The sequence below is a fragment of the Pseudomonas sp. GNP013 genome (assembly GCF_054343995.1).
Map to the genome: position 1 here is coordinate 3,530,459 of NZ_JBTGUT010000001.1, position 12,107 is coordinate 3,542,565.

The following is a 12,107-nucleotide window of genomic DNA, read 5'->3' on the forward strand; positions in this document are numbered from 1 at the left end:
CCGTTCAGTTAAGCGCAGATTCCCTGTGGCGAGCAGGCTTGTCCTGCGTTGGGCTGCGCAGCAGCCCCAAAGCCAGGCGCTGAGCCGTATCAGGTACACCGCGTTTTGCTTGATTGGGGGCGCTTCGCACCCCAACGCGGGGCAAGCCCGCTCGCCACAGGAGTGTGGCTGCCTGAAACGTGGGGTGTATCCACAAGCGTGGCGCTACTTGTCCACACTGAACTGCAACGCCGCCAAGCGCGCGTACAGCGCATTGCTCGCAATCAACTGCTGGTGCGTGCCGACCGCCACCAGCTTGCCCTGGTCCATCACCGCAATCCGGTCCGCATTCTTTACTGTCGCCAGCCGATGCGCGATCACCAGGGTGGTGCGGCCCTGCATCAGTTGCGGCAGCGCCTGCTGGATCAGGTGTTCGCTCTGGGCGTCGAGGGCGCTGGTGGCTTCGTCCAGCAGCAGGATCGGTGCGTCCACCAGCAGCGCGCGGGCAATGGCCAGGCGTTGGCGCTGGCCACCGGACAGTCCCAGCCCGCTTTCGCCCAGGTGCGTCTGGTAGCCGTCGGGCATTTGCAGGATGAAGTCGTGGGCATGGGCGATACGCGCCGCGGCCTCAACCTGTTCACGGGTGGCGGACGGATTGCCGTAGCGGATGTTGTCTTCGACGCTGCCGAAAAACAGCGCCGGGTTCTGTGAAACAAGCGCGAAGTGGCGGCGCAGGTCCAGAGGGTCGAGTTCGGTCAGCGCGTGGCCTTCAAGCGAAATGCGACCGTGCTGCGGGTCGTAGAAACGCAGCAGCAGGTCGAACAGCGTCGACTTGCCCGCGCCGGAGGGGCCGACCAGTGCCAGGGTTTCGCCGGGGTTGATGCTCAGGCTCAAGCCGTCGATGGCGTAAGTGTCCGGGCGCGACGGGTAGGCAAAGCGCAGGTCCTGCAATTCCAGGCGCCCGCTGACACGCTCCGGCAAGCGCACCGTGCCCTCCACCGGGGCTTTAATCTCGTTGCTCGACTGCAACAACTCACCGATGCGCTCGGCCGCACCGGCGGCGCGTTGCAGCTCACCGAGCACTTCGCTCAGGGTGCCGACGGCGCTGCCGACAATCAGGCTGTAAAACACGAACGCAGCCAGCTCGCCCCCGGAAATGCGCCCGTTGATCACGTCCATGCCGCCCACCCACAGCATCACGCCCACGGCACCGAGCACCAGCATGATCACCAGGGTAATCAGCCAGGCACGCTGGGCGATGCGTTTGCGCGCGGTGGCGAAAGCCTCTTCCACGGTCACGGCGAAGCGCTGCTCGTCCTGCACCTGGTGGTTGTAGGCCTGCACCGTCTTGATCTGGCCGAGGGTCTCGGACACGTAGCTGCCCACATCGGCTATGCGGTCCTGGCTCTGCCGCGAGAGGCTGCGTACACGCCGCCCGAAAATCAGGATCGGCGCCAGCACCAGCGGCAGCGCCACCACCACGATGCTGGTGAGCTTGGGGTTGGTGACAAACAGCAGCACGATGCCGCCGATGACCATCAGCGCATTGCGCAAAAACAGCGAGAGCGACGAGCCGATCACCGATTGCAGCAAGGTGGTGTCGGTGGTCAGGCGCGACTGGATTTCCGAGCTGCGGTTGTTCTCATAGAAGCCTGGGTGCAGGTAGATCAGGTGGTTGAACACCTGCCGGCGAATGTCCGCCACCACCCGCTCGCCGATCCACGACACCAGGTAGAACCGCGCAAACGTGCCCACTGCCAGGCCCAGCACCAGCAGCATGAACAGGCCGATGGACTGATTGAGCAGGTGCGGGGATTGCGTCATGAAACCCTGGTCCACCAACAGGCGAATACCCTGCCCCATGGATAAGGTGATGCCGGCGGTAACGATCAGCGCCAGCAAGGCACCGAGCGCCTGCCAGCGATAGGGCGCGATAAAGCGACTGGCCAGGCGAATCGCACGGCGTTGACGGACTGAGAACATGAGGGCATTACCGATGGGGAACCTGTACTCAACATTGGGGGAACTTGGGCGAATAACAATGAGTCAGGTTAATTATGCCCAGCGAACCGGGCTCCTAGAGGCTATCGGTCTAACGCGCGACTGGAAATCCATGGTGGTTTCTGGTGCACTTGTCGTTCGAACCGGTGAGTGTGCAGGGAGTTGTCACAGCGCGGTCACGCGGGGGTTTTAGAATAGGGACACAACCTGATGAGGAGACAGGCCATGACCTTGCAAAACAGCAGCAATGCCAAGATTGAAGTGATCCGCCAACCGCAGCAGTTGCCTTGCTCGTATATCGACGCCAAGGGCCGCGAAGTACAGATTACCGAAGAGATGATCCAGCAAGCCTGCAGCGAACTGGAGCAGCGATTGGTCAAGCCTGCCCAATGAGGCGAGCGCCAACGCTCTTGTAAACCCGGCCTTGATGGCCGGGTTTTTTATGGGCGCTTAAACGACCTCGGCGCCCAACGCGCGCGCAATGTTCGACAGCACCGGCGACTGGCCATTGATCCGCACCTTCAAGCCATCGATTTCGCGGCGTTCGGGGTAATGCTTGCGCAGCAGGTCGAAGGCCTTGCGCTGCTCCTGCACGGTTCCCACCAGGCTGCGGCGGAAATCCGCATCATCGCGCCGCGGGTCGTACACGCTGCGGCACAGCGTGGCCAGTGCCCAGGCCGGGTCGGTGGATGCATTCAACTGCACCTCGGCCAACCACGGCTGCGGCAGCAGGTCACTCAGGGCAATGCCGGGCGCCTGGCCAAGGTACGCGCACAACGCCTGATAGATCTGCGCCGTACCGCGCTGCTTGCCGTCCAGGCTGTAGCCGGCGATATGCGGCGTCGCCAGTACACAGAGGTCGGCCAGGTCGACGTCCACTTCCGGTTCGCCCTCCCACACATCCAGCACGGCCTGCAGGTCTTCACGCTCCAGCAGCACCTCGCGCAGGGCGGCGTTGTGCACCACGGGGCCGCGGCTGGCGTTGATCAGCCAGGTGCCGGGTTTGAGCTGCCGCAGACGCTCGCGATCGAACAGGCGCCAGGTTGCACCATTGCCGGACTTGATCAGCGGCGTGTGCAGGCTGATCACATCGCACTGCTCGATGATCTGGTCCAGGCTCACGTAGTCTGCGTCTTCGGCGATCTGCCGTGGCGGGTCGCACACCAGCACGTTCCAGCCCAGCCCCTTGAGCACCTTGAGCAGCCGCCCGCCCACTTCACCGGCACCGACGATGCCGTAGGTGCGCTGGGCGAGGTCGGCGCCTTCGATTTCAGCCAGGGTCTGCAGGCTGCCGAGCACGTAGTCCACCACGCCGCGCGCGTTGCAACCGGGGGCGCTGGACCAGTGAATGCCGGCCTGCTGGAAGTAGTCGAGGTCCAAGTGATCGGTGCCGATGGTGCAGGTGCCGACGAACTTGACGTGGCTGCCCTCGAGCAAGGCCCGATTGACGTTAGTCACCGAGCGCACCAGCAGCACGTCGGCCTGCTCGACCGTGGCGCGGTCGATGGCGCGGCCGGACACGCGGCGAATCTCACCAAAGCCCTGGAAAAACTCATCGAGCAGCGGAATATTCTCGTCGGCAACAATCAGCATGGCGGGGCTCCTTTGGCGGAACGGCAGTGTACAGCCTTGCGATCTGACTCACACTGAAGAACCCCTCCCACCTCTGGCCGACGCCGTTTACAAATCCCCAACACAGGTTTTTTCCTGACCATTGCGTCAACGCGTAGAATCCGCGGTCCTTGCGCTTTGCCTTTGATTGGACATCTGTACGTGAACACTGCCACCGCCCCTCTCACCCGCCCCGCCCGCATCCGCCGGGAAGTGCGCGGCCTGCTGACGCTTGCCCTGCCGATCATGATCGGTCAACTGGCCACCACCGCGATGAGCTTCGTCGACGCGGTGATGGCCGGGCGGGTCAGCCCTGAGGACCTGGCGGCGGTGGGCCTGGGCAACTCGATCTGGATTCCGGTGTACCTGCTGATGACCGGCACCCTGCTGGCCACCACGCCCAAAGTCGCCCAGCGTTACGGCGCGGGCCAGTTCAGCGAGATCGGGCCGCTGGTGCGTCAGTCCCTGTGGCTGGCGGTGGTGGTCGGTCTGTGCGGCGCGCTGTTGCTGCTGTGCGCCGAGCCGGTGCTGCAGGCGATGAAGGTTGAGCCCGACCTGATCGCGCCCTCCATGGGCTACCTGCATGGCATCGCCGCCGGCATGCCGGCGATTGCGCTGTATTACGTGCTGCGCTGTTTCAGTGACGGCCTGGGCCGCACCCGGCCGAGCATGGTCATGGGCCTGTGCGGCCTGGCGCTGAACATCCCGCTGAACTACATCTTCATTTACGGCCACTTCGGTGTGCCGGCCATGGGCGGCGTGGGCTGCGGCTGGGCCACGGCGATTGCAATGTGGGTGATGATGCTCGGCCTGGCCTGTTGGACTCGCTGGGGCGCGGCCTACCAGAGCAGCGAACTGTTCAAGCGTTTCGACTGGCCGCAATGGGCGGTGATCAAACGCGTGCTGGGCATTGGCCTGCCGATTGGCGTGGCGATCTTTGCCGAGTCGAGCATTTTTGCCGTGATCGCCCTGTTGCTCGGCAGCCTTGGCGCCACCGTGGTGTCGGGCCATCAGATCGCGCTGAACGTCAGCTCGCTGGTGTTCATGATCCCCTACTCCCTGAGCATGGCCGTGACCGTGCGCGTCGGCCAGGCCCTGGGCCGTGGCGAACCCCGTGAGGCGCGCTTTGCCGCCGGAGTCGGCATGGGCACGGCGCTGGCCTATGCCTGCCTGTCCTGCAGCCTGATGCTGCTGTTTCGCGAGCAGATCGCGGCGATCTATACGCCGGACCCGGTGGTGATCCACCTCGCCTCGACGCTGATCGTGTTTTCCGCGCTGTTCCAGTTTTCGGACTCGATCCAGGTCACCGCCGCCGGTGCGTTGCGCGGTTACCAGGACACCCGGGTGACCATGGTGCTGACCTTGTTCGCCTATTGGGGCGTGGGCCTGCCGGTGGGCTACGCCCTGGGGCTCACCGACTGGCTGGGCGCAGCCAGCGGCCCGAGCGGCTTGTGGCAAGGCCTGATCGTCGGCTTGAGTTGCGCCGCAGGCATGTTGCTGGTGCGCCTGGCGCGCAGTGCACGCCGACGTATTCACGCCGGTAAGGCGCGGGTTTAATCGACTTTCTTGCGAATCCAGTACAGGTAGGTGCCGGCCTCTTCTTTCTGTTCAACCAGTTCGTGGTCCAGGAACACACAGAACTTGGGAATATCGCGACGGGTGGAAGGGTCGGTCGCGATCACCTTGAGCAGGCCGCCTGGCGCCAGGTCACGGATGTGCTGGTGCAGCATCATCACCGGCTCCGGGCAGTTGAGGCCGGTGGCGTCGAGGGTGCCGTCAATGGGTAATTCACTCATACATCACTCCTGAAACACACCCGCTCCAGTGTGGGAGCGGGTTTGCCCGCGATGACGGGGGCACATTCAACATAATTTCGACAGCTATACCGCTATCGCGGGCAAGCCCGCTCCCTCAGGGGCGGTCAGTGTCTCTTGGGTTTCCTTGCAGACTCAAGCCGACGCAGGTGGCAGGTCACCTCCTCCCGGTCGTGATACAGCTGCTTGCAGCCAATCTCCACACGAATACCGCGCGCCTTGAAGCCCTCTTCGATCCGCTCCAGCAGGCGTTTGACCTCGGCATAACGCTGCTTCATCGGCAGCTTCAGGTTCACCACCGCCTCGTGGCAATGGCCTTCGCCGATCCAGGTTTCCAGCAGCGCGGCATTGCGCGCCGGTTTCTCGACAATGTCACACACCATCCAGTCCACCGGCTGTTTTGGCACGAAGGTGAAACCGTCGGCCATCAAGTGCTGCACCAGGCCCGTGTCCATCAGGCTTTCGGCCATGGGGCCGTTGTCGATGGCGGTCACCAGCATGCCCCGGTTGACCAGTTGCCAGGTCCAGCCGCCGGGGGCGGCGCCGAGGTCGACACCGGTCATGTCGCCGTGCAGGCGCTCGTCCCACTGGTCGCGGGGGATAAAGTGATGCCAGGCCTCTTCCAGCTTCAGGGTCGAGCGGCTGGGCGCGTCACGCGGGAATTTCAGACGCGGGATGCCCATCGGCCACATCGCCGAATTGTTCGACTCGGCCAGACCCATGAACACTTCGCGGCCACTTTTGAAGGTCAGCAGCAGGCGTGGCTTGCTCGGGTCGTCCACCAGCTTGCCGGCATTGAGCAGGGCCTTGCGCAGGTGCACTTCGAATTTTTTGCAGAAGTTCGACAGCTCCTTGCCGTCGTTGGTGTCAACCATCTCCAGCCACAGGCTGCCGCACACCGGGAATGGATGCAGGTGCGCGAGGATCACGCTGATGCGGTCGGTTTCCGGCAGGTCGATGAACACCCCGCGCGCCCACTGCCGGGGGAAGATCAATTCGGCGAAGCGCTGGCCGTGCATCAGGCGCTGGGCGCCGTCGTCCTCGGTGCAGACGAACTCGGCGCAGGCGCTGCCGGTCTTGGCCTTGGCGTAACCGGAAACGTTAAGGCGCGCGGCATGCTCGGCGATCTCGGAGCAGACTTCGCCCTCGAAACCTGGACGGCAGTGCATAAAAAGGGTGTTCATTGAATCTCCTGGCACCGGCTTGCTGTCGTGCAAGGCCTGTCATGAAAACGCGCGCATGATAGCCGAGTTCGGAACCTTGGACTTCACCCGGCAGTCCAGTTATTAGCCTGCTACTCAAAACAGGGCTAAGTTAAACGCTCTGTTCGTCCCGCCAGGTCCGTAGCCGTGCGGACCATAAGGAGTCGTGTCATGTCATCCCTTGATAGCCTGAGAACCCTTAAGACCCTGCAAATCGACAACAAGACCTACCACTATTTCAGCCTGCCCGAGGCCGCCAAGAGCCTGGGCGACCTGGACAAGCTGCCGATGTCGCTCAAAGTGCTGCTGGAAAACCTGCTGCGCTGGGAAGACGACAAGACCGTCACCGGCGCCGACCTCAAGGCCATCGCCGCCTGGCTCAAAGAGCGCCAGTCCGACCGCGAGATCCAGTACCGCCCCGCCCGCGTCCTGATGCAGGATTTTACCGGCGTACCTGCCGTGGTCGACCTCGCCGCCATGCGCGCCGCCGTGGCCAAGGCCGGTGGCGACCCGCAGCGCATCAACCCGTTGTCCCCCGTGGACCTGGTCATTGACCACTCTGTGATGGTCGACAAGTTCGGCAACGCCGACGCCTTCGAGCAGAACGTCGACATCGAGATGCAGCGCAACGGCGAACGCTACGCCTTCCTGCGCTGGGGCCAGAGCGCCTTCGACAACTTCAGCGTGGTGCCACCGGGCACCGGCATCTGCCACCAGGTCAACCTCGAATACCTGGGCCGCACCGTGTGGACCAAGGACGAAGACGGCCGCACTTACGCCTTCCCCGACACCCTGGTGGGCACCGACTCCCACACCACCATGATCAACGGCCTGGGCGTGCTCGGCTGGGGCGTGGGCGGTATTGAAGCGGAAGCGGCCATGCTCGGCCAGCCGGTGTCGATGCTGATCCCGGAAGTGATCGGCTTCAAGCTCACCGGCAAATTGAAAGAAGGCATTACCGCCACCGACCTGGTGCTGACCGTCACCCAGATGCTGCGCAAAAAAGGCGTGGTGGGTAAATTCGTCGAATTCTACGGCGATGGCCTGGCTGACCTGCCGCTGGCCGACCGCGCCACCATCGCCAACATGGCCCCGGAATACGGCGCCACCTGCGGGTTTTTCCCGGTGGACGACGTGACGCTGGACTACCTGCGCCTGTCCGGTCGCCCCAGCGAAACCGTGAAACTGGTGGAGGCCTACACCAAGGCCCAGGGCCTGTGGCGTAACGCAGGGCAAGAGCCGGTGTTCACCGACAGCCTGGCGCTGGACATGGGCAGCGTCGAAGCCAGCCTGGCCGGGCCGAAGCGCCCACAGGACCGCGTGGCGCTGCCGAATGTGGGCCAGGCGTTCAGCGATTTTCTCGACCTGCAATTCAAGCCGACCAACAAGGAAGAAGGCCGCCTTGAAAGCGAAGGCGGCGGTGGCGTGGCCGTGGGCAATGCAGACCTGGTGGGCGAGGCCGACTACGAATACGAAGGCACCACCTATCGCCTGAAAAACGGCGCGGTGGTGATCGCCGCCATCACGTCCTGCACCAACACCTCCAACCCCAGCGTGATGATGGCTGCCGGGCTGGTGGCAAAAAAGGCCGTGGAAAAGGGCCTGACCCGCAAGCCGTGGGTCAAGACCTCCCTGGCGCCGGGCTCCAAGGTGGTCACCGACTATTACCACGCCGCAGGCCTCACCCAGTACCTGGATAAACTCGGTTTCGACCTGGTGGGCTACGGCTGCACCACCTGCATCGGCAACTCCGGGCCGCTGCCCGAGCCGATTGAAAAAGCCATCCAGACCGCCGACCTCGCCGTGGCCTCGGTGCTGTCCGGCAATCGCAACTTCGAGGGCCGCGTGCACCCGCTGGTCAAAACCAACTGGCTGGCCTCGCCGCCCCTGGTGGTGGCCTATGCGCTGGCCGGCACCGTGCGTATCGATATCAGCAGCGAGCCGCTGGGTAACGATAAGGACGGCAATCCGGTGTACCTGAAAGACATCTGGCCGAGCAGCAAAGAGATCGCCGACGCCGTGGCACAAGTCACCACGGGCATGTTCCACAAGGAATACGCCGAAGTGTTCGCCGGTGACGAGCAATGGCAGGCAATCGAGGTGCCCCAGGCCGCTACCTACGTGTGGCAGCAGGACTCCACCTATATTCAGCACCCGCCGTTCTTCGACGACATTGCCGGCCCCCTGCCGGTGATCAAGGACGTCACGGGCGCCAACGTGCTGGCGCTGCTGGGCGACTCGGTGACCACCGACCACATCTCGCCTGCCGGCAACATCAAGGTCGACAGCCCCGCCGGGCGCTACCTGCAAGAGCAAGGCGTGGAACCGCGCGACTTCAACTCCTACGGCTCACGCCGGGGCAACCATGAAGTGATGATGCGCGGCACCTTTGCCAATATCCGCATCCGCAATGAAATGCTAGGCGGCGAAGAAGGCGGCAATACGTTGTACATCCCCACCGGCGAGCGCATGGCGATCTACGACGCAGCGATGAAATACCAGGCCGCAGGCACGCCGCTGGTGGTGATCGCCGGCCAGGAATACGGCACCGGCTCCAGCCGCGACTGGGCGGCCAAGGGCACCAACCTGCTGGGCGTCAAGGCAGTCATTGCCGAAAGCTTCGAACGGATTCACCGCTCCAATCTGGTGGGCATGGGTGTGTTGCCGTTGCAGTTCAAGCTGGATCAGAACCGCAAATCGCTCAAACTCACCGGCAAGGAGAAAATCGACATCCTCGGCCTCACCGACGTGGAGATCGTACCGCGCATGAACCTGACGCTGGTGATTACGCGGGAGGATGGCAGCAGCGAGAAAGTGGAAGTGCTGTGCCGGATCGATACGCTCAATGAAGTGGAATACTTCAAGGCCGGTGGCATCCTGCACTACGTGCTGCGCCAGTTGATCGCCTCATAAGCAACACTGGAGATGCAAATGTGGGAGGGGGCTTGCTCCCGATGACGGTGGGTCAGTCAGCTTGTTTGTAGCTGACCCACTGCCATCGGGAGCAAGCCCCCTCCCACATTTGATCTCCATTTGTCTGATACATATCACACCGCTTTGCTTTGGCTTTTGATCTTGATCTTGATCTTGATCTCAGGCGCCCCGTCAACCACGCTGGCCGCACGCAGGCTTGAATCCGTGGGTAACCCGGCAGGACGCCGGGTTAGCCGCGCTGGGCCAAGGATGGCCCATCGCGGCGGCCCACGGATTCAAGCCTGCGTGCGGGCACACCGAGCCTAAGCGAGGTGCCGAGTGGTGGGGCAAGAGCCCTTTTGGTTACTTTTGGCTGGGCCGGCATTCCGGGCTCTTTTCCAAAAGTGACCCGCCGTAAGGGCGGAACCCTACGTAGCCGTTACCGCAGCAACGGATATGTACACCAACACCAAGAGCCCCCATCCCCCACCAAATCAGCCAAACAACCACTTCCACAACAACACCAACACCACCACCGCCAGCACCGGCCGCGCAATCCGGTAAGCCTGGGGATACTTGCGCTTGAACTGTTTAACCCGACCGCTGAACCTGTCGCTGAACGTCTTGCTCCACGCATAAGCCTGGTTAATCCCACCCACCCGCTCATCATCCAGATTCTGCGGCGCAGTCGCGCGCCCCAGCTGCTTACTGACCCAACGGTTGAGACGGGTCATCAGACGGTTGCTCAGCGGACGTTCAATGTCGCAAAACAGGATCACCCGAGTCTGCTCGGTTTCGTTCTTCACCCAGTGCACATAGGTTTCGTCGAACATCACGTCTTCCCCATCGCGCCAGGCGTAAACCTGGCCGTCGACAAAGATGCGGCAATCGTCGGAGTTGGGCGTGGACAGGCCCAGGTGATAACGCAAGGACCCGGCAAACGGATCGCGGTGCGGGTTGAGGTGGCTGCCACCCGGCAACAGCGCAAACATCGCGCCCTTGACGTTGGGGATGCTGCTCACCAGCGCCACAGTCTTCGGGCACAGGGCCTCGGCCGACGGCAGCGGTTTGTCGTACCACTTGAGGTAGAAACGCTTCCAGCCCTTCTTGAAGAACGAACCGAAACCGGCGTCATTGTTCTTTTCGGCCGCGCGGATGTAACCCTCGTCAAACAGGTGCATGGCCTCTTCGCGGATCACTTCCCAGTTATCCTTGAGCACGTCCAGCTCCGGGAACTTGCTGCGGTCCAGGTAAGGTTTGGACGGTACCGCGGAGAACAGGTACATCAAGGCGTTATACGGGGCGAACAGCGCCGAATGGTTGACGAACTGGCGCAACATCGGCAAACGGGCCTTGCCGCGCAGGTGCACATACAGCGTACTGCCGATAAACAGCAGCAACACCGACAACTTGGCGGCCAAAGAAAAGGTCATGCAGCAACTCCTGAAAATAAGCGCCTGGCCAACAGCAGACGTAGCAGCCGGCCATGATAAACATTTGGACCAGTATGCAGAAGGCCCCGGCTGACCAGCTGACACAAATCAACCCCGGCGATCAGCCGGCAGTTGTGGTGAGCATCACGCCTGGTTCTCCTGATCGGTGAACAAGTCGCTGAACAACATGCTCGACAGGTAACGCTCACCCGAGTCCGGCAGGATCACCACGATGGTCTTGCCCTGCATCTCCGGTTTCTCGGCCAGACGCACGGCCACCGCCATCGCCGCGCCACAGGAGATACCGCAGAGGATGCCCTCCTCCTGCATCAGGCGCCGGGCCATGGCCTTGGATTCCTCATCGGTCACCCGCTCAACGCGGTCGACCATCGACAGGTCGAGGTTTTTGGGCACAAAACCGGCGCCGATCCCCTGGATCTTGTGCGGGCTCGGCTTGATCTCTTCACCGGCCAGCGCCTGGGTGATCACCGGCGACGCCATCGGTTCGACCGCCACCGACAGGATCGGCTTGCCCGCGGTGTGCTTGATGTAGCGCGACACACCGGTGATGGTGCCGCCGGTGCCCACGCCCGCCACCAGCACGTCCACCGCGCCGTCGGTGTCGTTCCAGATTTCCGGGCCGGTGGTTTTTTCGTGGATGGCAGGGTTGGCCGGGTTTTCGAACTGGGCCGGCATAAAGTAGGTGGCCGGGTCGCCGGCGACGATTTCAGCGGCTTTGTCGATGGCGCCTTTCATGCCTTTGGCCGGTTCGGTCAGCACCAGTTCGGCGCCCAGGGCCTTGAGCACCTTGCGCCGCTCGATACTCATGGACGCCGGCATGGTCAGCAGCAGTTTGTAGCCACGGGCCGCAGCGACAAAGGCCAGGCCGATACCGGTGTTGCCGGAGGTGGGCTCGACAATGGTCATGCCCGGCTTGAGTTTGCCGTTGCCTTCGGCGTCCCAGATCATGTTGGCGCCAATGCGGCACTTCACCGAATAGCCCGGGTTGCGCCCCTCGATCTTCGCCAGGATGGTCACGCCGCGCGGCGCAATGCGGTTGATCTGAACAAGAGGCGTGTTACCGATGGAGTGCGCGTTATCTGCAAAAATGCGGCTCATGACGGGTCCCTGGGGCAATGTGAACAAGGCCACAA

General features: G+C 62.9%; 9 protein-coding genes. 3 read left to right on the forward strand and 6 right to left on the reverse strand.

Translation table 11 applies throughout. From position 1 onward, the window contains the following. Positions 1-204: 204 nt before the first annotated feature. Positions 205-1,962: an ABC transporter transmembrane domain-containing protein gene (locus ACXX81_RS15375; RefSeq protein WP_458571987.1), complete on the reverse strand. Its 1,758-nt coding sequence runs from the start codon at positions 1,960-1,962 to the stop codon at positions 205-207. Positions 1,963-2,205: 243 nt separating this feature from the next. Here ACXX81_RS15375 and ACXX81_RS15380 point away from each other — a divergent pair, with 243 nt between their 5' ends. Next, the gene (locus ACXX81_RS15380; protein WP_209990085.1) at positions 2,206-2,373 is read left to right on the forward strand and encodes a PA1571 family protein; all 168 of its coding nucleotides are present in this window, start codon (positions 2,206-2,208) and stop codon (positions 2,371-2,373) included. Between the two features lie 57 nt (positions 2,374-2,430). Here the strand turns inward: ACXX81_RS15380 and pdxB are convergent, their stop codons facing one another. Further along, a complete protein-coding gene (pdxB, locus tag ACXX81_RS15385; protein ID WP_458571988.1) occupies positions 2,431-3,573 on the reverse strand; it encodes a 4-phosphoerythronate dehydrogenase PdxB in 1,143 nt (380 codons plus the stop codon). Positions 3,574-3,753: 180 nt separating this feature from the next. Here pdxB and ACXX81_RS15390 point away from each other — a divergent pair, with 180 nt between their 5' ends. Continuing rightward, entirely contained in the window at positions 3,754-5,148 is a 1,395-nt protein-coding gene (locus tag ACXX81_RS15390; RefSeq protein ID WP_209990078.1) for an MATE family efflux transporter, read from the forward strand. On the opposite strand, the gene tusA is transcribed toward ACXX81_RS15390, so the two are convergent. Together tusA and rlmM are read right to left on the reverse strand one after the other, a co-directional pair. After that, positions 5,145-5,387, reverse strand: coding sequence for a sulfurtransferase TusA (tusA, locus tag ACXX81_RS15395; protein WP_209990075.1), 243 nt, complete (start codon positions 5,385-5,387; stop codon positions 5,145-5,147). The two genes, ACXX81_RS15390 and tusA, sit on opposite strands and share 4 nt — an antisense overlap. 125 nt (positions 5,388-5,512) lie before the next feature. Then, positions 5,513-6,589 (reverse strand): 23S rRNA (cytidine(2498)-2'-O)-methyltransferase RlmM, encoded by a 1,077-nt coding sequence (gene rlmM / locus ACXX81_RS15400; protein WP_209990070.1) that lies wholly within the window; start codon positions 6,587-6,589, stop codon positions 5,513-5,515. 189 nt (positions 6,590-6,778) lie between these two features. On the opposite strand from rlmM, the gene acnA reads away from it, so the two are divergent. Next, the gene (gene acnA, locus ACXX81_RS15405) at positions 6,779-9,520 is read left to right on the forward strand and encodes an aconitate hydratase AcnA (RefSeq protein WP_209990067.1); all 2,742 of its coding nucleotides are present in this window, start codon (positions 6,779-6,781) and stop codon (positions 9,518-9,520) included. A 494-nt stretch (positions 9,521-10,014) separates the two neighbouring features. Here the strand turns inward: acnA and ACXX81_RS15410 are convergent, their stop codons facing one another. Continuing rightward, entirely contained in the window at positions 10,015-10,953 is a 939-nt protein-coding gene (locus tag ACXX81_RS15410; protein ID WP_458571989.1) for an aspartyl/asparaginyl beta-hydroxylase domain-containing protein, read from the reverse strand. A gap of 144 nt (positions 10,954-11,097) precedes the next feature. Further along, complete coding sequence (gene cysK, locus ACXX81_RS15415) at positions 11,098-12,072, reverse strand: cysteine synthase A (protein ID WP_231422131.1); 975 nt, start codon at positions 12,070-12,072, stop codon at positions 11,098-11,100. Positions 12,073-12,107 lie beyond the last annotated feature (35 nt).